This window comes from Pseudomonas sp. B21-023, from assembly GCF_024749165.1.
GTDB lineage: Bacteria > Pseudomonadota > Gammaproteobacteria > Pseudomonadales > Pseudomonadaceae > Aquipseudomonas.
Genome location: NZ_CP087190.1, coordinates 2,236,923 through 2,258,176, shown reverse-complemented (window position 1 = coordinate 2,258,176; position 21,254 = coordinate 2,236,923). Strand labels below are relative to the sequence as shown.

Below are 21,254 nucleotides of genomic sequence, written 5' to 3'. Positions count from 1 at the left end.
CTCACTCGCTCGCCAGCATGGCCAGGGTGGCGATCATCGCCAGTGCAGCGAACCCACACGCCACGTAGCCCAGGGCGCCCAGACCCAGTACCTGGATCGTCGCGCCGCCCAACGCCGCACCCGCGGCGATACCGGCATTGGCCGCCGACACGTTCAAGGTCCCGGCCAGGGCCTGGGCCTTGGCGCCGGCCTGCATCACCCGCACCTGGCAGACCGGGAATAGCGCGGTGTAGGCGATGCCCCACAACACCAGCGCGCCGCCCAGCAGCCATGCAGTGCCGAGCAACGGGGTGACCGCGCCCATGCCCAACGCCAGCATCGCCAACAGCAGCAGTGTGGCCCGCAGTGGGCTGCGATCGACGATGCGCCCGGCCAGGCCGTTGCCGAGCATGCCGACCACGCCGAAGCCCATCAGCCACCAGCCCACTTCACCGGCCGGCACGGCGGCCAGCTGTTCGAGCGTCTCGGCCAGGTAGGTGTAAGCAGTGAACATGGCAGTGAATACCAGCGCCGAGAGCAGTACATGGGCGATGAAGCGACGGTCCTTGAGGATCACCGTCTGTCGCTCCCCCGCCGCACGGGCGGGTGCAGCCGGCACGCTCGGCAGCCACGCCCACATCAACAGCGCCACCAGCAGGCACAGCCCGGCGAGCAACGCGAAACTGCAACGCCAACCGACCAGCCCGGCGGCCAGCGTGCCCAATGGAATGCCGAAGACGAATGCGGCGGTAATGCCCAGGTACACCCGTGACACCGCCCAGCCCTCGCGCCCCGCCCCGGCCAATTGCCCGGCGCTTTCGCTGGCGGTGCCCCAATACACCGGCAAGGCCAACGCGGCGATGAAGCGTGCCAATGCCAGCACCCAGATGTTCGGCGCCAGCGCCGACAGCGCGTTGGAGGCAGCGAACACCAGCAGGATGGCGATGAACAGTCCCTTGCGCGGCATTGCCGACAACCAGGCAGTGAGCGGCGGCCCGAACAGCATCACGGTCACGGCGAACAGCGTGACCAACTGGCCCGCGCCCGCCACCGACAGGCCAAGGTCACGGGCCAGCGCCGGCAGGAGGCCGAGGATCAGAAATTCGGTGGTCAATACCGCAAAGCCGCCGATGGCGAACAGGCCGATGGACAACCCCGTACGCGGCGCTGGGCGCGTGAGGGTGGCGTGGGTCAGGCTGGAAGTGGGCATCGGCTGCGATCCTTGTTGAATGGCAGGCCAGCTTAATCTGGAAGTATGTTCCGATTACTGGTAGTTATTCCTTTATCAAGTGAATCAGATTCAGTAATAAAAGGCCTCGCCATGTCTGCCTCGGAACGCCTCAAGGACATCGACTTCTTCGTCAGCGTGGCCAACGCTGGCAGCTTCATCGCCGCCGCCGAACGCATGAGCCTCACCAGTTCCGCCGTGAGCAAGGGCGTCGCGCGCCTGGAGAAACGCCTGCAGGTGCGCCTGTTCGAACGCACCACCCGGCGCCTGGCCCTGACCGACAGCGGCGCCGACTACTACCGCGCCTGCACGCGCGTGCTGGCGGACATCGAGGAAGCCGAGCTGGCCCTCAACGATGAACACCAGACGCCCTGCGGCAAGCTGCGCATCGACCTGCCAGCCACCTTCGGCCGTCTGCACGGCCTCCCCGCCGTACTGGACTTCGCCGCGCGGCATCCACGGCTGCAACCGCACATCACCCTCTCCGATCGCTTCGTCGACCTGGTCGAGGACGCCATCGACATCGTCGTGCGCATCGGCGGACCACAAACCTGGCAGCCAGGCATCGAGCACCGTTACCTGGGCAGCCAGCGCCTGGTGTTCTGCGCCGCCCCCGCCTACCTGGCCCGCCACGGCACACCCCGCGACCTGCAGCAACTGCAGGCCCAGGGCTGCGTGCTCTATGCCTGCGCAGACGGCAGCACACCGGCCCTGCACTTTGCCGGCGCCCGCCCGGGCCTGACGCAGCTGCGCGGCATGCCCGGGCGCCTGGCCATCGGCGATGCCGAAGGCCAAGCGCTGGCTGTCAGCGCCGGGCACGGCATCGCCCAGCTGCCGACCTGGCTGGTGCAGCGTCAGCTCGATGACGGGACGCTGCAGCAGGTACTGCCGGCGTACGCCATGGAAGGATTGCCGATCAACCTGGCCTGGCGCCGCAACCGCGGACACCTGCCCAAGGTGAGCGCGATGGTCCAGGCCCTGGCCGAGCGCCTGGGGCCGCTGATTCAGGGCTGACCCAAGTCAGCGTCACTGCCGATACTCACAGGAAGGTAAATACCTGCCCCGCCGCCAACCTCGACTTGCTCAGCCCGGCATTGAAATCCTCCTCGCTGCGATAGCCCAGGCTGAGCAGCACCACGCTGGTGTAACCCTGCTCGCGCAGGCCCAGTTCGGAGTCCAGGGCCTTGGCGTCGAAGCCTTCGATCGGCGTGGCATCCAGGCCGTGTGCGGCGGCGCCCAGCAGCGCGGTGCCCAGGGCCAGGTAGACCTGCTTCTCCATCCAGTGCTGCAGGTCCTTGAAGTCATGGCGGTGCAGGTCGACATAACCGCGGCGGGTCTGGTCCTGAACTTCACGGGCCTGCTCGTTGCGGAAGCGGCCATCGGCGGCTTCCTGCCCCAGCACCGCCTGCAAGTGGGCTTCGGTCATGTTGGTACGGGCGGCGAACACGATCACATGGGAGGCATCGCGCAGCTTCGGGCTGTTGTATGCGAATCGCGCATCGGTGGCCTTGGCCAGGCGCGCCTTGCCTTCGGCGCTGTCGGCCACGACGAAGTGCCAGGGCTGCGAATTGACCGAGGACGGGCTGTGGCGCAACTGCTCGAGCAGCGCGTCGATGGTGGCCTGGGGGATTTTGCGGTTGGCGTCGTAGGCCTTGGTGGTGTAACGGCGTTTGGCGAGGGCAACGGTGTCCATCTACGGCAATTCCTCAAGGGTTCGTGAATGAATGGCATCTTATCTTCCCGACCGCAAAGAAAAACCAGCACAATGCAGCAACACTTTCATCCCTGGAGTGAAAATGCTGCGCATCAATGATCTCGAACTGTTCGCCCGTGCCAGCGCCCTGGGCAGCTTCACCGCCGCAGCCCACGAGGCCGACCTGCTGCCCGGCCAGGTGGCCGCGGCGATCAAGCGCCTGGAGCGCGAGCTCGATGTGCGCCTGTTCGCCCGCACCACCCGCAGCCTGCGCCTGACCGCCGAAGGCGAACTGTACCTGCCCACCGCCCAGCGCGTGATCGATGCCCTGCGCCAGGGCCGCGAGGACCTGCATGGCAGCCACAGCTGCCTGCGCGGTGTGTTGCAGGTGGCGGCGCCCTCGGACTTGGGTCGCAACCTGCTGCGGCCCTGGCTCAGTGCATTTCGCCGCGAGCACCCGGGGTTGGGCCTGCGCTTCTTCCTCTCCGACCAGTTGGCCGACCTGTACCGCGACCCGGTGGATGTCGCCATCCGCTACGGCCAGAACGAGGACGCCAACTACATCGCCCTGCCCCTGGCGCCGTGGAACCGCCGGGTGCTGGCGGCCTCTGCGGACTACCTGACGCGCCATGGTCGCCCGCTGACCCCCGAGGACCTGCAGCAACACGACTGCCTGCTGTACCTGCAGCAAAGCCGGGTGTACGACAAATGGCGCCTGGGCAACCGCACCGTGCAGGTGCGCGGGCCGCTGTTCAGTGACGATGCCGACGTGGTGCGGCGCTGGGCGCTGGAAGGCGAAGGCATCGTCTACAAGTCGTGGCTGGATGTCAGCGCCGATGTCGCCGCCGGCGAGCTGGAACTGCTGCTGCCCGAGTACCCCGGCGAGCTGACCCCGGTGACCCTGGTGTGCCCGCACCGCAAGCAGCTCACCCCCGCCGTGGCCCAGTTGCACCTTTGGCTGCGCGAGCGTTTCGCCGCGCTGCGCCCGGACGACATGTTGCAGCCGTTGTCGCCGGGCGTATAGTGCATCCACCCCCGACCGCAAGGAGCTGTCATTCATGCCGAGCCTGGAATTTCTCGTCACCGCGCTGATCATCGTGCTGATCCCCGGCAGCGGGGTCATCCTCACCGTGTCGAGCGCCCTGGTGGCCGGGCGACGGGCCTGCCTGTGGACCGCCACCGGTTGCACCCTGGGCATCGTCCCGCACCTGCTGGCGTCGGTACTGGGCCTCTCCGCCTTGCTGCACACCAGTGCCCTGGCCTTCCAGGGCCTCAAGTTCGCCGGCGTCGCCTACCTGCTGTACCTGGCCTACGCCACCTGGCGCGACCGTGCGGCCTTCGCCGTGGACGCGCATGCCACCCCCGCCGCCGCCAGCCAACTGGTGATCAAAGCCTGCCTGCTGAATATCCTCAATCCCAAGCTGACGCTGTTCTTCCTCGCCTTCCTGCCACAGTTCATCACCCCGCAGGCCGGCTCCGCGACCGTGCAGATGCTCAGCCTCAGCGCGGTGTTCATGGCCATGACCTTCATCGTCTTCGTGATCTATGGCCTGCTCGCCCACCTGTTCCGCCGCGCCGTGATCGAGTCGCCGAGGGTGCAAGCCTGGTTGCGCCGCGGCTTCGCCGCCTCATTCGCCGGGCTCGGCCTCAACCTGGCACTGGCGCAGCGCTGAAGGCTGCACAATCGTTCTAAACACCCGGGTCGTTTGTGCGTTAAGGTCATCCATCGACCCCCCACACGGCCCGCCCCATGAGCAACTGGATCGACCTCAGACAGGACGCCGACACCGGCATCGAGTCGGTCCGCGCCCATTTCACCGGCCACGCCTACGACCCGCACTGGCACGACAGCTTCCTGGTCGGGGTGACCGAACAGGGCGTGCAGCAGTTCAACTGCCGCCGCGAACGCCATTGCAGCACGCCCGGCCAGGTGTTCGTGCTCGAGCCTGGCGACCTGCATGACGGCCATGCACCGACCGTGGAAGGCTTCACCTATTCGACCCTGTACCTGGACGCCAACTGGCTGGAAACCGAGCTGCGCGCCCTGTTCGAGCACGCACCCTCAGGCGCCCTGCCCAGCTTCGGCACCCTGCTGCATCAGGATCCGCGCCTTGCCGGCGCCACCGCCCGGGCCTTCGAGACGGTGCACTACAACGACCTGCGCATTGTCCGCCAGACCGCCCTGGACGATCTGCTGAGCTGCCTCACCGGCCACCTGCACTGGCGCAAACGCCTGGACCCCGATCCACGCCTGCCGCTGTGCGCCCATGTCGCCCGCGATTATCTGCACGCGCACCTCGACCAGGACATCGGACTGGTCGAGCTGGCAAAGGTCTGCGGCATCGACCGCTTCCGCCTGACCCGGGCGTTCAAGGCGGCCTTCGGCCTGGCGCCGCATGCCTACCTGATCCAGCTGCGCCTGGCCCGTGCGCGGCGGCTGCTGGCCCTGGGCGAAACGCCGGCCAGCGTCGCCACCGCCCTGGGCTTTGCCGACCAGAGCCACCTGGGCCGCTGGTTCCGCCGCGCCTACCGGCTGACCCCGGCGGACTACCGCAAGCGCTGCTCAAACCTTCCAGACTGAAGCCGCGCAGGCCGCGACCATGGTGCTTCGATCACACGGAGCCATGACCATGTCGCACTCGCTGCTGCCCTTTATCCTGTTTGCCCTGGCCGCCAGCATCAGCCCTGGGCCGACCAACCTGTTGATCCTCGCCCACGGTGCCCGGCGCGGGCTACGCGCCAGCCTGGCACCGATCGTGGCGGCCTGCTGCGCGGCGGCGGCGGTGGTGTGGCTGGTGGGAATGGGGCTGGGCGCGTTGCTGCTGCGCTACCCCCTGGCGCAAATGGCCATGAGCTGGGCCGGCGCCCTGTGGCTCAGCTGGCTGGCCTGGAAGATGCTGCGCAGTGCCGGCGCCCCCTTGCTGGCGGGTCGCGACGGCGGCCTTGGCCCATTGAGCGCAGCGACCCTGCAGGTGGTCAACCCCAAGGTATGGGTGACGGCGGTGGCGATGGTCGGCCTGTTCGCCACCCCGGCACTGCCGATGGGCTGGCTGGCCCTGGTGTTCCTGCTGGTCGCCCTGCCCAGCATGACCGCCTGGGCTTTGATGGGCATCGGCAGCGTACGCTGGTTGCGCTCGTCGCGGGCCTTGCGCCTGTTCAACCAGGGTCTGGCGGGGTTGCTGCTGGTGTCGGCCTGGTCGGCCTTGCTGGTATGAGCGCCGCTCAGGTGCGCCCGGGGCTGGCGGTGCGCAGGCGCATTCCCAGGCGCGGCCCGAACACGTTGATCAACAGGCCCAGCATCACCAGCAGAGCCCCCCAGCCTTGTGCCTCGCTCAAGCGCTCGCCCAGCAGCAGCGCCGCGGAGCTCAGGCCCACCACCGGCACCAGCAGCGAGAACGGCGCCACCTTGCCTGCCGGGTGGCGCGACAACAGTTTGCTCCACAGGCTGTAGCCGACCATGGTGGCGACGAACGCCAGGTACGCCAGGGCCAGCACCGAACTCCAGCCGATGTTGGCCAGGGCATGGCCAATGCGCTCGGGGCCTTCCAGCCACCACGACAGCAGCAGAAACGGCAGCGGCGGAATCAGCCCGCCCCAGATCACCAGGGCGACCAGGTCCACCTGGCCGAAACGCCGGGTGATGATGTTGCCCATGCCCCACATGGCGCCGCCGCACAGGGTCAGCAGCAGCGCGACCAGCGGCACGTGGCCGCTGTCCTCGCTGCCGATCACCGCCAGGCCGCTCGCGGCCACCAGCAGGCCGAGCACGCTGGCCAGGCGCAGCCGCTCGCCGAGAAACATGGCGGCGAAGCCCAGGGTGAAGAACGCCTGGGACTGCAGCACCAGCGAGGCCAGCCCAGGCGGCATGCCACTGGCCATGGCCTGGAAGAGGAAGGCGAACTGGCCCAGGGAAATGGTCGCGCCATAGGCGATCAGCCAGCGCCACGGCAGGTTCGGGCGCTTGATCAGGAACACCGCCGGGAAGGCCACCAGCAGGAAACGCAGCGCCCCGAGCAGCATCGGCGGCAGGCCGTCGAGCCCCACCTTGATGACCACGAAGTTGACGCCCCAGGCGATGATCACCACCAGGGCGATCAGCAGGTCCTTGAGTGGCATTGCAGGCATTCCTTCTTCAGGCTTGTTGTAGACATATTTGGTTACAGCATACGGGCATCACGCCGCCGCGGACCAGCACAGTTGCGTACCAGCCTTGTGTAACAGTCGGCTGTGATGGCCGGCAAAAGCAGGCGATCACCCTGCGCAAGCTTCACTTGACCAGACTTGTATATACATGCTCATATCGGGCTTCGGCCATCCGCCCTGCGTCCCGCCGATAGCCGCCGCCTTTCACAAAAACAACGAAGCGGAGCCTCCCCGATGTCCAGCAAACCCGTGATCGAGCGCCGCTCGATCGACTACATCCCCGAGTCTGAGCGCCATGGACGCGTCTACAGCCAATTCACCCTGTGGCTGGGAGCCAACCTGCAGATTACCGCGATCGTCACCGGCGCCCTGGCCGTGGTGCTGGGCGGCGACGTGTTCTGGTCGTTGATCGGCCTTTTGCTCGGGCAACTGGTCGGCGGCGCGGTGATGGCCCTGCATGCCGCCCAGGGTCCGCGCCTGGGGCTGCCGCAGATGATTTCCAGCCGCGTGCAGTTCGGCGTGTACGGCGCGGCCATTCCCATGGCCCTGGTGTGCCTGATGTACCTGGGCTTTACCGCCACCGGCACGGTGCTGTCCGGCCAAGCCATCGGCCAGTTGCTGAGCATCAGCGACAGCGCCGGCATCCTGATCTTCGCCGGGGTGATCGTGCTCGCGACCCTGGCCGGCTACCGGGTGATTCACTGGATCGGCCGCGTGGCCAGCGTGCTGGGGATCATCGCCTTCGTCTACCTGTTCAGTCGCATCCTGATGCTGGCCGATATCGGCCAGTTGCTCGACAATCGCCACTTCAGCTGGGCCAGCTTCCTGCTCGCGGTGTCGCTGGCCGCCTCCTGGCAGATTGCCTTCGGCCCTTACGTGGCCGACTACTCGCGCTACCTGCCCAGCCATACCTCGCCACTCAAGACCTTCCTCGCCGCCGGCCTGGGCTCGGTGCTCGGCGCCCAGGCCTCGATGATCCTCGGCGTGTTCGCCGCAGCCATCGCCGGTGGCCAGTTCTCCGGCCGCGAGGTGGCCTACATCGTCGGCCTGGGGGGTGCCGGCACCACGGCGGCGCTGCTGTACTTCTGTATCGCCTTCGGCAAGGTGACCATCTCGACTCTCAACAGCTACGGCAGCTTCATGTGCATCGCCACGATCATCAGCGGCTTTCGTGGCCACCTGCAGATCAGCCGCATGCAGCGCCTGGTGTTCGTGCTCGGCATCGTCGGCGCGGCGACCCTGGTCGCGCTGCTCGGGCAACATTCGTTCCTCAGCGCGTTCAAGTCGTTCATCCTGTTCCTGCTGACCTTCTTCGTGCCCTGGAGCGCGGTGAACCTGGTGGACTACTACTTCATCACCAAGGAGCGCTATGACATTCCGGCACTGGCCGACCCGGATGGCCGCTACGGGCGCTGGAACTGGCCAGGCATCGGCGTGTACACCTTCGGCGTGCTGGTGCAGATGCCGTTCATCGACACCAAGCTGTACACCGGACCCATGGTCGCGCACCTGGGCGGTGTGGACGTGTCGTGGCTGATCGGTCTGGTGGTACCCAGCGTGCTGTACTACTGCGTGGCGCGCCGTCGGGCGGCCGAGGCGCCGGCGAGCATCATCGTGCCTGAAGCACGCTGAGCCTGGTCGCGGGTACAGATCCCGCAGCAGCGCGCTTGGCTGCTGCGGGAGCCAGACCTGTCATTTTTTGGTCAAACAACTGTCGTAATCTGCGGTGCAACTCTGTGCCACAGGTCTTCGGCATGCCTCGCCTGCTCCCCCTATTGCTGTGCCTGCTTGCCGGCCTGGCCTGCGCCGCGCCGGCGCAACTGCGCATCCAGGGCTCCAACACCATCGGCGCCGCGCTTGGCCCAGCCTTGGTGCGGGGCCTGTTGCAAGCGCAAGGCGCGAGCGCCATCGAGCGCCAGCCTGGTGCCTCCGCCAACGAGACCACGCTTCACGCTGTCGATCGCAACGGCCTGCCCCTTCGTGTCGACATCGCCGCCCACGGCACCAGCACGGGCTTCGCCGCACTGGCACGGGGCGAAGCGGACCTGGCCGCAGCCTCGCGACCGATCAGTGACAGCGAGGTACAACAGTTGCAGGCCCTGGGCAACCTGCGCGGCGCGGGCTCGGAGCAGGTCATCGCCCTGGATGGCGTGGCGGTGATCACCCACCCGGACAACCCCCTCGCGCAACTGACCACCGGGCAATTGGCGCAGGTGTTTTCCGGGCGGGTGCAGCGCTGGGAACAGCTGGGCGTGCCCGGCGGGGCGATCCACCTGTATGCCCGCGACGACCACTCCGGCACCTTCGAGACCTTCAAGGCCCTGGTGCTTGCCCCGCACAACCAGGCGCTGGCCACCCAGGCGCGTCGCTTCGAATCCGCCGATGCGCTGGCCGCCCAGGTCATGGCCGACCGCCAGGCCATCGGCTTCAGCGGCCTGGGCACGGTCCACCAGGCCAAGGTGCTGGCGGTGGCCGAGGGTGACGCGCCTGCCCTGCTCCCCAGCCGCGCCTTGGTGGCCAGCGAAGACTACCCGCTGTCGCGGCGCCTGTTCTTCTACCTGCCCGCCCACGCCACGCCCCAGGCCAGGGCCCTGGCAGAGTTCGCCCAAAGCCCCGCCGGACAGGCGATCGTCGCCGACCAGGGGTTCGTCTCCCAGCAGGTCAAGCCACAGCCGGTACCGGCCCAGGCCGACATGCCGCCGCGCTACCGGGCACTGGCCAGCGAAGCGCAACGCCTGAGCGTCAACTTCCGCTTCCAGGAAGGCAGCGCCAGCCTCGACAACAAGGCCCTGCGCGATGTGCAACGGGTCGGCGACTACCTGCGTCAGGCCGGCAAACTGCAGGGCAAGGTGGTGCTGGTGGGTTTCGGCGACCCCAAGGAGACACCAGGGCGCGCCGCCCTGCTGTCGCGGCTGCGGGCCATGGCGGTACGTCGCGAATTGGCCCGGACCGGGGTCCAGGCCAGGGACGTGACGGGGATGGGCGACGAACTGCCGGTAGCCGGTAACGATCTGCAACAGGGGCGCCTGCGCAATCGTCGCGTCGAAGTCTGGGTGTACTGACCCGCTCAGCGCCCATCGGGCAGTTCGACCCGGGCCACCAGCCCGCCGCCGCTGCGGTTGCGCAGGGTCAGCTCACCGCCTTGCTCGCGCACGCTGGCACGGGCCGCCGAAAGCCCCAGGCCCACGCCGCCGGTGTCGCGGTTGCGCGAGCCTTCCAGCCGGTAGAACGGGTCGAACACCCGCTGCAAGGCCTCTTCGGGGATGCCCGGCCCGCGGTCGCCTACTTCGATGACGATCAGGTGCCCGGCGTGACTCAGGATGATCTGCGGCTCGCGGGCATACTTCATGGCGTTTTCCAACAGGTTGACGATCACCCGTTTGGTCGCCAGTGGACGGCCGTCATGCACCAGGTGCGCCGGGCCCTTGAAGGCGACGGCAAGCTGCTGGTCGCGGTAGTCGTCGACCAGGGTCTGCAAAAGCTCCGACAGGTCGTAGGCCGTGCGCTGCTCAAGCTGCGTGCCTTCGCGAAAGAACGCCAGGGCCTCGTTGATCATGCTCTGCATCTCCTCCACATCGCGGATCAGCTTGTGCTTGTGGTCCAGGTCTTCCATGAACTCGCTGCGCAGGCGCATGCGTGTCAACGGGGCGCGCAGGTCGTGGGAGATGGCCGCCAGCATATGGGTACGCTCGCGAATGAAGTGCTGGATCTGCGCCTGCATGGTGTTGAAGGCGATGATCGCCTGGCGGATTTCCTCGGGGCCTTCGATGGCGATGGGCGGCGCCTGCAGATCGCCGCCGAAGCGCCGCGCCGCGTTCGCGAAGCGTTGCAGCGGCGCGGCCAGCTGACGGGTGGCAAGCCAGGCCACCAGCAGGGTCGCCACCAGCCCCAGCCCGATGACCACCACCAGCCGTGCCGGAGCGCTCATGCCCCAACTGCGCTCCGGCGGCACGAACAGCAGCCAACTGTCATCATCCAGCCCGACCAGCGCCACATAGTGCGCATCGGCGCTGCCATCAGGCCAGTCGCCCGGGTTGTATACCTCGATCGGGCGTGAAGGGCCCAGCAGTTGCGCCATCGCCGGCACCTGCCCGGAATTGAGCGGCACGCCCGGCCCCGGCAAGCCGAAGTCTGCGCGTCGTGTGCTCCACCTTACCCGCAACGTCGGCGTGCTCGCAGCCTCGGCCAGTTGCCCCCGCAACGCTGGCGGCGCGGTCTCGATCATATGGGCGGTCACGGCGATCTGATCGAGCAGGCCGGTGCGCTCGATGGGCGGACGCGCCCAGCTGCCGGCAAGCTGGACGAACAAGGCGTTGAACGCCAGCGAGGCCAGCAACGCGACGAAGATGGTCAGGGCAATCCGCTTGCGCAGGGTGTCGCGGCCCAGCAGACGACGGATCACGAGCGGGTCACCTTGGCGCTGAACAGGTAGCCGCCATTGCGCACGGTGCGGATGAGGTCCGGGCGCTTGCTGTCGGGCTCTATCTTGCGCCGCAGCCGGCTGACCTGCACATCGATGCTGCGGTCGTAGGCGTCGTGACCATGGCCACGGGTCAGATCGATCAGTTGTTCACGGGTGAGGATGCGCTGCGGGTGTTCAAGGAACACCACAAGCAGGTCGAACTCTGCGCCAGACAGCGGGATCATCACCTGCTCGGGCGAGCGCAGCTCGCGGCAAGTGACATCCAGGTGCCAACCAGCGAAGCCGATCACCGGCCTGGCCGCCTCGCCGCGCGGGGCCTGCTCGCCGCCACGGCGCTGCACGGCGCGCAGGCGGGCCAGCAGTTCGCGCGGGTCGAAAGGTTTGGTCAGGTAGTCGTCGGCGCCCAGCTCCAGGCCGATGATGCGATCGCTCAGCTCGGCCATGGCGGTGAGCATGATGATCGGCACCCCGACCTGCGCACGCAGTTTCTGGCACAGGCTCAGGCCGCCCTCGCCCGGCAGCATCAGGTCAAGGATGATCGCATCCGGGCGCTGGCGCTCGATGGCCGCCCACATCGCCTGGCCTTCGGCGGCCAGGTCCACCTCGTAACCCTGCTGGACGAAGAACTGCTTCAGCAGGGCGAGGATTTCCACATCGTCATCGACGATCAGCAGTCTGCTCACGGTGGTACAGGTCCGGAAAAAAGGCGTATCTAAAACCATTGCGCCGCCCGGGTCATTTATTTCAATCGGGCAACATTTCGTCACGAGTGACACGATTCGGACATCACCTGGCAAACATTACCCTGCACCCTGCGGGCCTTCCATTCGCCGAGGGCTCCCCATGAAGATAGCCGACAGCCGCAACAGCACCGATGTGCAAGAAGGTTGCGCCCCCCTGATCCTCAGCCAGCGCCACACCAGCCGCGGCCAGACGGGCTCCCTGATCGTGCAGCAGGAGAGCCTGGGCCTGGCGGACGACCTGGGCTACATCACCCTGCGGCGCTACTTCGAGCACTACGATCCAGGCTGTGGCGAATGGGTTGAATACAGCCATACCGTGCCCATCCGTGAACTGGTCCACTGGTTGATGGCACATGGCAAGTTGCAGATCCAGGCCTCACAGGACGCGCCCCCGACTCAAGCCTGGCAGGCCGCCGCGCAAGAGGAGCGCCGCCCATGAGCCGGCGGCATCTGCTGACGGTCATGCTGACCAGCACCCTGAGCCTCTCGGCATGCAGCAGCCACAAGCCGGCACCGGCCGGGTTTCTCAAGGACTATGGCCTGCTCACCGCGCACCAGGCGCCGTCTGGCGGTACCGTACTGAGCTGGGCCGACCCGAAGTGGCCACGGGGGCGCTATATCGAGGTCTACCTGGCGCCCAGCCGCTTCTACCCGACACCCGAACCGAGCCCGCGTATTCCCCAGGCTGCCCTCGCCTCGATCAGCCACTACTACGACGCGGTACTGCGCAAGGAAATAGGCAAGGTGATGAAGGTAGTGGATAGCCCTGGCCCGAACACGCTGGTTGTCAGACCGGCCATTACCCGCATCAGCGCCGACGCACAAAGCCTGCGGTACTACGAGTGGCTGCCGATCACCCTGGTCGCGGCTGGAGTAAGCAGTGCCGTGGGGATGCGCGACCGGGACAGCGAAATCGCCACCGAACTGTCGTTCGAAGCCGGCACAAGCGGGCGAGTGGTGGGCGAGGCGATGCTCGCAGGCACTGGCGTGCCGCTGGAGAACGACCGCCAGGTGATGACGGCCGACAACGTCAAGGCCGTGCTCGATGGTTGGGGCGTCGACCTGCGCCAGGCATATGCGGCCCCCCTCAGATAATGGGCCGTGCCGGTGTGTGGGCAGACTGCCTTCAAAGACCTCATCGCTGGCAAGCCAGCTCCCACAGGGATAGCGCAAGACTCAAGAACTGCGCGGGCGAGGTGGGAGCTGGCTTGCCAGCGGCGCCCTGTCGGCTCAGGCCTTCAACGTGGCCATGTCGATGACGAAACGGTATTTCACATCGCCCGCGATCATCCGCTCGTAGGCCTGGTTGATGTTGCGGATGTCGAGCATCTCGATATCACAGCTGATCCCGTGCTCGGCGCAGAAGTCGAGCACCTCCTGGGTTTCTGCGACACCACCGATCAGCGAGCCGGCCAGCACCCGACGCTTCATCACCAGATTGGCCGCATGCAGCGGCGGGTCGACCGGCTCGATCAAGCCGACCAGGATATGCACGCCATCGAACCGCAGGGTTTCGAGGTAGGGGTTGAGGTCGTGCTGGACCGGGATGGTGTCGAGCAGGAAGTCGAAACGGCCGGCCGCGGCGCGCATCTGTTCGGCGTCGGTGGACACGATCACTTCATCAGCCCCCTGGCGCCGCGCCTCCTCGGCCTTGGCCGCGGAACGGGTGAACAGCGTGACATGCGCCCCCAGCGCCTTGGCGAGCTTGATGCCCATGTGGCCCAGCCCGCCCATGCCCAGCACGCCGACCTTGTGCCCCGGGCCAACACCATGGTGCTTGAGCGGCGAGTAGGTGGTGATGCCGGCGCAGAGGATCGGCGCCGCGCTGGCCAGGTCGAGGCCTTGGGGAATGCGCAGGACGAAATGCTCGCTGACCACGATGCTGCTGGAGTAGCCGCCCATGGTATTGCTGCCATCAACCCGGTCGGGGGTGGCGTAGGTCATGGTCGGGCCTTCCAGGCAGTATTGCTCCACGCCCTGGCGGCAGGCTTCGCAGTGACGGCAGGCGTCGACCATGCAGCCGACCCCGACCAGATCGCCCACCTGGTAGCGGCTGACCTGCGCACCAACCGCGGTGACCCGACCGACGATCTCGTGGCCCGGCATCAGCGGGTAGACGGCGATGCCCCACTCGTTGCGGGCCTGATGGATATCGGAGTGACACACGCCACAGTAGAGGATCTCGATGGCGACATCGTCGGCCCGTGGGCTGCGACGCTGGAAGGTCATGGGCGCCAGGGCGCTGGTGGGGGACTGGGCGGCGTAGCCGATGGCGGTGTACATGCGGACCTCTCTCAGGTGAAACGTTTCAGGCGGCGCATTGTGCGCAGCCTGTCCCGCCCCGGCCACGGCCGATTCTCCGGCATGCATGCCTGATTCTCCGGACCTGCCTGCTACCCTCTGGCGCAAGCCATCGAATCTGCGAAGATGGCAGTGTCCGATTCTCTGCCCGGTTTCGCCATGCACCTGACTTGCCACGTGGATGCCAATGCCACGCTCTGCTCACTGATCCGCACCCTCGCCACGCGCCCGGGGTTCGTGCCCACTGCCCTGCCCCAGGTCCAGGTCCTGACCTGGGACCACTACGTGGCCAGCAGCCCGCAGATCTACGAACCCAGCCTGATCATCGTCGCCCAGGGCAGCAAGCTTGCGCGCCTGGGCCCGCGCACCCTGGAGTACGGCGCCGGGCATTATCTGGTGCAGGCGCTGTCGGTGCCGTTCCTCTGCGAGACCTTCGCCACACCCGAGGCGCCGCTGCTGGGTGTGGCGGTGGACATCGATCGCGCCATGCTCGGCGAACTGGTGCAAGCCATGAACCTGGGGCCGGATGCCGCGGTTCAGGTACAGACTCCGCAGTCGATGACCTCGGCAGCCTTGGACACGGCCATGCGCGAGAGTGTCGAGCGCCTGCTGCAGTGCCTGCAGGACCCGCTGGACGCCAGGGTGCTGGGGCCGGCGCGGGTGCGAGAGGTGCTCTACACCGCGCTGCGCGGCCCTCAGGCCGGGGTGCTGCGGGCACTGGTCGAACAACAGGGGCATTTTGCCCGGATCGCCTCGGCCCTGGCCTACCTGCGCGAGCACTACGCCGAGCCGCTGGGGGTGGATGAACTGGCCGGCCGGGCGAACATGAGCGTGTCGACCTTCCATGAGCACTTCAAGCGCTGCACCGACCTGGCGCCGATGCAGTACCTCAAGCGCCTGCGCCTGCTCAAGGCGCAACAGATGCTGATCGGCGAAGGCCTGGGCGTGGCCCAGGTGGCGCATCGGGTGGGCTACCAGAGCACCTCGCAGTTCAGCCGCGAGTACAAGCGCCAGTTCGCCCGCAGCCCCGGCGAGGAGCAGACGTACCAGAGCCTGCCGGCTTGATCGCTGGTCCGCCTCGCACCGCCAGCTACTGACGCAGGACCATCGCCACGATGGTCGCCTGCAACTCGCGCTTGGCGGCCTCGGCGGCCAACTCGCCGGCCGCCGCCGCCAGGGACAGCGCATCCGCCGCCCCCACCAGCACCCACAGGCCGGCCACGCCGATATCGCCGCCCGCCGCGAAGGGCGCCAAGGCTTCCCGGCATTTGTCCATGAAAGGTCCTTCATAGCCCCGCTTGAGCGCCTCGAGCTCCGGCGAGCCTGCCAATGCGGCGCTGACACCGGGGATCTCGCGCCCTTGGGTCGCCACGCAGTCGACATAGGCCTCAGCGATCACCCAGGCCCGCCCCGGCAGGTCCGTCGGACAACCGGCCAGGGCCGTGTCGAGCATCGCCGTCTGTCGCGCGTCGTACTCCTGGTACAGCGCCAGCAACAATCCGTTGCGGGTTTCGAAGTGGTCATACACCACCGGCTTGGTCACCCCCGCCTGATCGGCCAAGCGCCCCAGGCTCAGGGCATCGGTGCCTTCCTCGCGTACCAGTTGCCAGGCCACATCGAGCAGTTGCCGGCGACGCTCCTCGCGGGACAGGCGTTTGCGCGGCGTGGTCTTTTCCTCGCTTGACATTGATTACCTACCAAAAGTAACTTACCAATCGTAACTTACTGGAAGTATATAACGCTCCCGACGCACTCGCATCCTGATTCTGGAGACTCCACCATGCATGCCCTGATCGTCATCGGTCACCACGACCCCGCCTCCCTCACTCATGCCCTTGCTGAGCAGCTCGCTGAAGGGCTGCGCGCGGCGGGCCACACCAGCGAGTTCGCCGACCTGGCCCGTGAAGGATTCGACCCCCGTTTCAGCCTGGCCGACCACGCCGTGCACCGCCGCCTGGGGCCGCCGCCGGCCGAGGTGCTGGCCGAGCAGGCGCGCATCGAACGCGCCGACACCGTGGTGCTGGTCTATCCCATCTACTGGTGGTCGCTCCCGGCCCTGCTCAAGGGCTGGGTCGAGCGTGTGTTCAGCAATGGCTGGGCCTTCTACCAGGCTGCGGACGGTAGTACCACAAAGCGCCTGCACGGTTTGACTGCGCACCTGATTGGCGTTGCCGGGGCCGATGCCGGCACTTTCGAGCGGCACGGCTACGGCGAGGCCATGCGCGTGCAGATCGAGCACGGCATCTTCGATTATTGCGGCGCTCGGGTGTTGAGTTCGACGTTGCTGGACGACAGCGAAGGGCAGGATCCGGCACGGCATCTGCGAACCGCCCGCGCATTGGGAGAGAGGATGTTCGCCAGCGAAGGACGGCGCAAACCGGCGACCGTGGCGTGAGCACAGGAAGGCGCGGGCCAGCCCGCGCCAGGTGACCGCGTGCGGGCAATCAGCCGCAGTTGACGCGAGTCACCACACCCTTGTCATCGACATTCAGGTTCAACCGCTCGGAGCGGTACTCCAGGGTGATCATATCGTGCGGCTTGAGGATGCGTGCCATCTGCGAGCCGCTGGCCTTGCGCGCCTGCTCGAGCAGCTCGGCGCTGCCCGGCTTGCCGACGGTGAAATCGGCACCACTGGCTTCGCAGCGGCCGTCATTGCCGGCCGGGGCGGCAGGGGCGCTAGCGCCCGAAGAGCCACCGGTGCTGCAACCTGCCAGGACGGTAGCCACCAGCAGGGTCGCCAGGGAAGCGCGGGTACGGAACATGAATCCTCCTAAATCGATCCGGGAACTGCCTTATGCGACAGTTTCACCAACGTTTTGTTGCAAAACCCGAGATTCTGCCTGACTCGGCCAGGGGATGCGAAACGCAATCGTCACCGGATTTTGCACCGAACCGCAGGTTCGGCCAGACGCGTGGCTTATGCCTAAGTCGCAGATCCGGTTGCGCAAAGGCATGATTTACTGCAAGAAGTGGAGCATGAAACACCTCCCCTTCGAACGCCAGGACGCGGTATTCGACCTATCACCCAGGCCCAAGCGAGAACCGCCCCATGAGCAGCCACAGCATCGACGCCGATATCAAGGTCAAGTGGGACGAGGGCCAGAGCGCCTACAGCCCGGGAACCCCCGAAGAGCTATTGCTGATCGCCATCGACCTGCTGGTACGCGATCGTGGCAGCGAGGCGGCGCGCAGCTTCATCGACCAGGTGTTCGAACGCTACGCGCACCACGACACTATTTCAATCGGGCCAGGCGGGCGCTGAGCAGGTCGAAGAAGCCCTGGGCATCGCCCTCCTCGATCCACATCACATTGGCCGGCTGCTTGAGCACGCCGTACCAGTCGGCGACGGTCTGGCCGAAGGTCGGGCCTTCTCGACTGTCGACCACCATGTGCACCTGACGGCCCTTGAACAGCTCAGGCTTGAGCAGGTAGGCGATGACGCTGGCGTCGTGCACCGGGCCGCCGGGCATGCCGTAGTTGTCCATGTCGAACTTGATGTAGGCGTTGAGGATGTCCACCACCAGCTTGCTGGCATTGTTGTTGACCGCGGCGAGCTGCTTGAGGCGCGCGTCGCTGGTGAGCACCTTGTGGGTGACGTCCAGTGGCAGGTAGGTGAGCTTCACGCCACTGGCCAGCACCACCTCGGCGGCGTGCGGGTCGGCGAACAGGTTGAATTCCGCCGCCGGCGTGATGTTGCCGCCGTTGAAATGGGCACCGCCCATCACCACCACTTCCTTGATGCCGTTGACGATCTCCGGCTTCTGGATCAGCGCCAGGGCCAGGTTGGTCTGCGGACCGAGCATGGCGACAGTGATGCTGTGAGGCTCGGCGGCGCTCAGGGTGTCGATCAGGTACTGCACCGCGTTGCCCTGGGCCAGCGGCTTTTTCGGCTCGTGCACCTGGACGCCGGTCAGGCCTTCCTCGCCGTGAACGTTGGCGGCGTAGATCGGCGTACGCACCATCGGCCGCCCTGCCCCGGCGTATACCGGGATCTCTTCGCGGCCAGCCCACTCACGGGCCAGGCGAGCATTGCGCGAGGTCTTCTCCAGGCGCACGTTGCCGGCCACGGTGGTGATGGCGCGGATCTTCAGTTCCTCGGGCGAGGCCATGGCCAGCAGCAGGGCCACGACGTCGTCGGCGCCGGGGTCGGTATCGATGATCAGGTCGCGGGGCGCGGCCATGAGGGAAGTCGCGGCCAGCGCGGACATGAGGACGGCTCCTTGGAGCAGGTTCTTGAGGGACATTCAGCACTCCTTGTTGCTAGGGGGATGGATTCACAGGGGCCGCATTGCGGCCCTTTCGCCGGCAAGCCGGCTCCCACAGAGGCAGCCCGAGGTTGCGCCTAACCTGTGGGAGCCGGCTTGCCGGCGATCGAGGGCGCAAGCCCTCGCATTCGGTCTAGAAAGTCACGCCAGCCACCAGGGCAATATTGCTGTAGGGTTTGCACTCCCCCGTGCGCACCACGGCCCGGGCCTGGCGACACAGGGTCTTGAAGTCGGCATGGCTCAGCACCTGGCGCTGGCCCAGCTCACCGCCCGCATGCAAACGCTCGACCTCGGCCAACCCCGGCGGCAGGGCCTGGAACACTTCATCAGCCAGCACATGCCGCTCCACCTGCATCTCGCTCAGTACCACACGCAACACGCTGGCAAAATCCGGGATACCCGGCGTCAGCGCCAGGTCGATCAGCTCCACCCCCGGCGGCACTGGCAGGCCGGCGTCGCCGATCACCAGGATGTCGCCATGGCCGAGCCCGGCAATGGTCCGCGACAGGGCGATGTTCAGCAGTGGCGTCTTCTTCATGGCGCCAACTCCTTCAACAGGGGAATGGACGGCTGCGCGCCGACCCGGGTTACCGACAATGCGGCGGCGCACTGGCCGAAGCCGATCGCCTCATCTTCCGACAACCCCCGCGCCAGGCCGGCGGCAAAGCCGCCCACAAAGGTATCGCCGGCCGCCGTGGTGTCCACCGGCTGCACCCGTGGGGCCGGGAAGTGCCGGCTGCCGGTGGCGTCGACCAGCAAGGCGCCATCGCCGCCAAGGGTGACGATCACCTTCCCTGCCCCCAACTGGCGTAGCCGCTCGGCCGCGCGGCGGGCACTTTCCTGGTCATTGACCCGCACCCCGGCCAGGGCCTCGGCTTCGCTCTCGTTGGGGATCAGGTAGTCGATGTAGGCGTACCACTCCGCTGGCAGTGGCCCGCTGGCCGGCGCCGGGTTGAGGATCACCGTGCGGCCCAGCTCGCGGCCGCGGGCCAGGGTCCAGGCCACGGTGGCCGTGGGCACCTCCAACTGACAGATGATCACTTCGGCGCGCTGCAGCAGTGCATCGAAACGGCTCACCGACTCGGGGCTGAGCAGGCCGTTGCCGCCGGGGATCACGACGATGGCGTTCTGGCTGGCGGCATCCACCACGATCAGCGCCACGCCGCTGGACACGCCCGGGCACACGCTCACCCCCCGGCAATCGATGCCCTCGGTGAGCAGCGCCTGGCGCAGTTGCTGACCATAGGCGTCGTCGCCGACGTTGCCGACCATCGCCACGCTGGCGCCCAGCCGGGCCACAGCCACGGCCTGGTTGGCGCCCTTGCCGCCAGGCGCGGTGAAGAAACTGTCGCCGGTCAGGGTCTCGCCTCCCCGGGGCAGGCGCTGGGCGCGGGCCACCAGGTCCATGTTGAGGCTGCCGACCACTACCACCTTGGCATCCATGGGTATTCCTTAACGGTAATCGTTGAACAGGTCCGGGCGTGGCCCGGTGGATTCGCGCAGCACGATGCGCGGGGCGACGATGCGCTGTTCGGCGGCGCCGTCGCGGCGTGGCGTGACGATGCGCGACAGCAACAGCCCGGCGGCGCTCTCACCCAGCTCGCGGATCGACTGGCCGACCGTGGTCAGCGCCGGGTACACATAGCGGCTCAGTTCGATGTCGTCGAAGCCGATCACCGACAGCTCGCCCGGCACGTCGATATTGCGTTCGGCGGCGGCACGCAGCACGCCGAAACCGATCATGTCGTTGCCGGCGAAGATCGCCGTGGGCCGCTCGCCATCGAGCAGGCGCGCCGCGGCGGCATGCCCGCCGAGGCTGGTGAAATCGCTGTGCAGCACATGGCCCGGGGCAACGCGCACGCCGCCCTCGGCCATTGCCCGGCGGAACCCGGCCAGGCGCAGCTGGCTGACCCCAGTGTCCACCGGCCCGCCGATGGTGGCGATCTCGCGGTGCCCGAGTTCAAGCAGATGGCGGGTGGCCAGGTAGGCGCCCTGCTCGTGGTCGATCCGCACCAGGTCGGCCTCGACGCCTTCCAGGGCCCGGTCGACGATGACCATCGGCGTGCGCACGCCGCTGAGGCTGTCGAGCAGGTCCTGGTCCTCGCCCACCGAGGCGACGATCAGGCCGTCGATGCGCTTTTCCAGCAGCACGCGCAGGTAGCTGCGCTGTTTCTGCGGGTTGTCATCGGAGTTGCACAGGATCACGCAATAGCCGTTGCGCTCGCAGGCATCCTCGATACCCCGGGCCAACTCGGCAAAGTAGGGGTTGACGCTATTGGGCACCAGCAGGCCGATGGTGGCGGTGCTGCGCGCCTTCAGCGAACGGGCCACGGCGCTGGGCACGTAGTCGAGTTCGGCGATCGCCGCCTCGACCTTCAGCCGCACGTGCTCGCTGACCGGACGGGTCTTGTTCAGTACATGAGACACGGTGGTGTAGGAAATACCCGCCAGTGCCGCGACATCTTTGATGGTTGCCATG

24 protein-coding genes are annotated in these 21,254 nt (G+C 67.1%); 12 read left to right on the top strand and 12 right to left on the bottom strand.

Going from position 1 to position 21,254, the window contains the following annotated elements:
• Position 1: 1 nt before the first annotated feature.
• Positions 2-1,189, bottom strand: a complete 1,188-nt coding sequence (locus LOY42_RS10390; RefSeq protein ID WP_258600515.1) for an MFS transporter — start codon at positions 1,187-1,189, stop codon at positions 2-4.
• 111 nt (positions 1,190-1,300) lie between these two features.
• Between LOY42_RS10390 and LOY42_RS10385 the strand changes: the two genes are divergently transcribed.
• Complete coding sequence (locus tag LOY42_RS10385) at positions 1,301-2,221, top strand: LysR family transcriptional regulator (protein WP_258600513.1); 921 nt, start codon at positions 1,301-1,303, stop codon at positions 2,219-2,221.
• Between the two features lie 25 nt (positions 2,222-2,246).
• Here the strand turns inward: LOY42_RS10385 and nfsB are convergent, their stop codons facing one another.
• The gene (nfsB, locus tag LOY42_RS10380; RefSeq protein ID WP_258600511.1) at positions 2,247-2,900 is read right to left on the bottom strand and encodes an oxygen-insensitive NAD(P)H nitroreductase; all 654 of its coding nucleotides are present in this window, start codon (positions 2,898-2,900) and stop codon (positions 2,247-2,249) included.
• 103 nt (positions 2,901-3,003) lie between these two features.
• Here nfsB and LOY42_RS10375 point away from each other — a divergent pair, with 103 nt between their 5' ends.
• The 4 genes from LOY42_RS10375 (at position 3,004) to LOY42_RS10360 (ending at position 6,115) form a co-directional block, all read left to right on the top strand.
• Entirely contained in the window at positions 3,004-3,924 is a 921-nt protein-coding gene (locus LOY42_RS10375) for a LysR family transcriptional regulator (RefSeq protein WP_139670332.1), read from the top strand.
• A gap of 34 nt (positions 3,925-3,958) precedes the next feature.
• Positions 3,959-4,573 carry a LysE family translocator gene (locus LOY42_RS10370; RefSeq protein WP_139670329.1) on the top strand — a complete coding sequence of 205 codons (615 nt, stop codon included), beginning with the start codon at positions 3,959-3,961 and terminating at the stop codon, positions 4,571-4,573.
• Positions 4,574-4,650: 77 nt separating this feature from the next.
• The gene (locus LOY42_RS10365) at positions 4,651-5,481 is read left to right on the top strand and encodes an AraC family transcriptional regulator (RefSeq protein WP_139670327.1); all 831 of its coding nucleotides are present in this window, start codon (positions 4,651-4,653) and stop codon (positions 5,479-5,481) included.
• Between the two features lie 49 nt (positions 5,482-5,530).
• The gene (locus LOY42_RS10360) at positions 5,531-6,115 is read left to right on the top strand and encodes a LysE family translocator (RefSeq protein WP_258600502.1); all 585 of its coding nucleotides are present in this window, start codon (positions 5,531-5,533) and stop codon (positions 6,113-6,115) included.
• A 7-nt stretch (positions 6,116-6,122) separates the two neighbouring features.
• Here LOY42_RS10360 and LOY42_RS10355 read toward each other — a convergent pair whose 3' ends face one another.
• Positions 6,123-7,016 (bottom strand): EamA family transporter, encoded by an 894-nt coding sequence (locus LOY42_RS10355; RefSeq protein ID WP_139670325.1) that lies wholly within the window; start codon positions 7,014-7,016, stop codon positions 6,123-6,125.
• Between the two features lie 261 nt (positions 7,017-7,277).
• On the opposite strand from LOY42_RS10355, the gene LOY42_RS10350 reads away from it, so the two are divergent.
• Together LOY42_RS10350 and LOY42_RS10345 are read left to right on the top strand one after the other, a co-directional pair.
• Positions 7,278-8,675: a cytosine permease gene (locus tag LOY42_RS10350; RefSeq protein WP_139670323.1), complete on the top strand. Its 1,398-nt coding sequence runs from the start codon at positions 7,278-7,280 to the stop codon at positions 8,673-8,675.
• 122 nt (positions 8,676-8,797) lie between these two features.
• On the top strand, positions 8,798-10,105 hold the full coding sequence (locus LOY42_RS10345; RefSeq protein WP_198755142.1) for a substrate-binding domain-containing protein: 1,308 nt from the start codon (positions 8,798-8,800) through the stop codon (positions 10,103-10,105).
• Between the two features lie 5 nt (positions 10,106-10,110).
• Here LOY42_RS10345 and LOY42_RS10340 read toward each other — a convergent pair whose 3' ends face one another.
• Positions 10,111-11,445 carry an ATP-binding protein gene (locus LOY42_RS10340; protein WP_139670320.1) on the bottom strand — a complete coding sequence of 445 codons (1,335 nt, stop codon included), beginning with the start codon at positions 11,443-11,445 and terminating at the stop codon, positions 10,111-10,113.
• Complete coding sequence (locus LOY42_RS10335; protein ID WP_258600498.1) at positions 11,442-12,188, bottom strand: response regulator; 747 nt, start codon at positions 12,186-12,188, stop codon at positions 11,442-11,444. The genes LOY42_RS10340 and LOY42_RS10335 overlap by 4 nt, the downstream gene beginning before the upstream one ends.
• Positions 12,189-12,309: 121 nt before the next feature.
• Between LOY42_RS10335 and LOY42_RS10330 the strand changes: the two genes are divergently transcribed.
• Positions 12,310-12,648 carry a hypothetical protein gene (locus LOY42_RS10330; protein ID WP_139670316.1) on the top strand — a complete coding sequence of 113 codons (339 nt, stop codon included), beginning with the start codon at positions 12,310-12,312 and terminating at the stop codon, positions 12,646-12,648.
• The gene (locus LOY42_RS10325) at positions 12,645-13,304 is read left to right on the top strand and encodes a DUF3313 domain-containing protein (protein WP_139670314.1); all 660 of its coding nucleotides are present in this window, start codon (positions 12,645-12,647) and stop codon (positions 13,302-13,304) included. The genes LOY42_RS10330 and LOY42_RS10325 overlap by 4 nt, the downstream gene beginning before the upstream one ends.
• 135 nt (positions 13,305-13,439) lie before the next feature.
• On the opposite strand, the gene LOY42_RS10320 is transcribed toward LOY42_RS10325, so the two are convergent.
• Entirely contained in the window at positions 13,440-14,492 is a 1,053-nt protein-coding gene (locus tag LOY42_RS10320) for an NAD(P)-dependent alcohol dehydrogenase (protein WP_258600495.1), read from the bottom strand.
• 177 nt (positions 14,493-14,669) lie between these two features.
• Here LOY42_RS10320 and LOY42_RS10315 point away from each other — a divergent pair, with 177 nt between their 5' ends.
• A complete protein-coding gene (locus LOY42_RS10315; RefSeq protein WP_139670417.1) occupies positions 14,670-15,575 on the top strand; it encodes an AraC family transcriptional regulator in 906 nt (301 codons plus the stop codon).
• Positions 15,576-15,600: 25 nt separating this feature from the next.
• Here the strand turns inward: LOY42_RS10315 and LOY42_RS10310 are convergent, their stop codons facing one another.
• The gene (locus LOY42_RS10310) at positions 15,601-16,197 is read right to left on the bottom strand and encodes a TetR/AcrR family transcriptional regulator (RefSeq protein WP_102682854.1); all 597 of its coding nucleotides are present in this window, start codon (positions 16,195-16,197) and stop codon (positions 15,601-15,603) included.
• Positions 16,198-16,290: 93 nt separating this feature from the next.
• Here LOY42_RS10310 and LOY42_RS10305 point away from each other — a divergent pair, with 93 nt between their 5' ends.
• A complete protein-coding gene (locus tag LOY42_RS10305; protein ID WP_139670310.1) occupies positions 16,291-16,905 on the top strand; it encodes an NAD(P)H-dependent oxidoreductase in 615 nt (204 codons plus the stop codon).
• A gap of 49 nt (positions 16,906-16,954) precedes the next feature.
• On the opposite strand, the gene LOY42_RS10300 is transcribed toward LOY42_RS10305, so the two are convergent.
• Entirely contained in the window at positions 16,955-17,272 is a 318-nt protein-coding gene (locus LOY42_RS10300; RefSeq protein WP_258600493.1) for an I78 family peptidase inhibitor, read from the bottom strand.
• A gap of 287 nt (positions 17,273-17,559) precedes the next feature.
• Here LOY42_RS10300 and LOY42_RS10295 point away from each other — a divergent pair, with 287 nt between their 5' ends.
• Positions 17,560-17,772 carry a hypothetical protein gene (locus LOY42_RS10295; protein ID WP_023632517.1) on the top strand — a complete coding sequence of 71 codons (213 nt, stop codon included), beginning with the start codon at positions 17,560-17,562 and terminating at the stop codon, positions 17,770-17,772.
• On the opposite strand, the gene LOY42_RS10290 is transcribed toward LOY42_RS10295, so the two are convergent.
• The 4 genes from LOY42_RS10290 to LOY42_RS10275 all read right to left on the bottom strand — a co-directional run bounded on the left by LOY42_RS10290 (position 17,744) and on the right by LOY42_RS10275 (position 21,253).
• Positions 17,744-18,754 carry a nucleoside hydrolase gene (locus tag LOY42_RS10290; RefSeq protein ID WP_102682857.1) on the bottom strand — a complete coding sequence of 337 codons (1,011 nt, stop codon included), beginning with the start codon at positions 18,752-18,754 and terminating at the stop codon, positions 17,744-17,746. The genes LOY42_RS10295 and LOY42_RS10290 overlap by 29 nt on opposite strands.
• A gap of 154 nt (positions 18,755-18,908) precedes the next feature.
• Entirely contained in the window at positions 18,909-19,313 is a 405-nt protein-coding gene (gene rbsD, locus LOY42_RS10285; protein WP_110704609.1) for a D-ribose pyranase, read from the bottom strand.
• Complete coding sequence (gene rbsK / locus LOY42_RS10280) at positions 19,310-20,218, bottom strand: ribokinase (RefSeq protein ID WP_102682859.1); 909 nt, start codon at positions 20,216-20,218, stop codon at positions 19,310-19,312. Before rbsK ends, rbsD begins: the two co-directional genes overlap by 4 nt.
• 9 nt (positions 20,219-20,227) lie before the next feature.
• A complete protein-coding gene (locus tag LOY42_RS10275) occupies positions 20,228-21,253 on the bottom strand; it encodes a LacI family DNA-binding transcriptional regulator (RefSeq protein WP_102682860.1) in 1,026 nt (341 codons plus the stop codon).
• Position 21,254 lies beyond the last annotated feature (1 nt).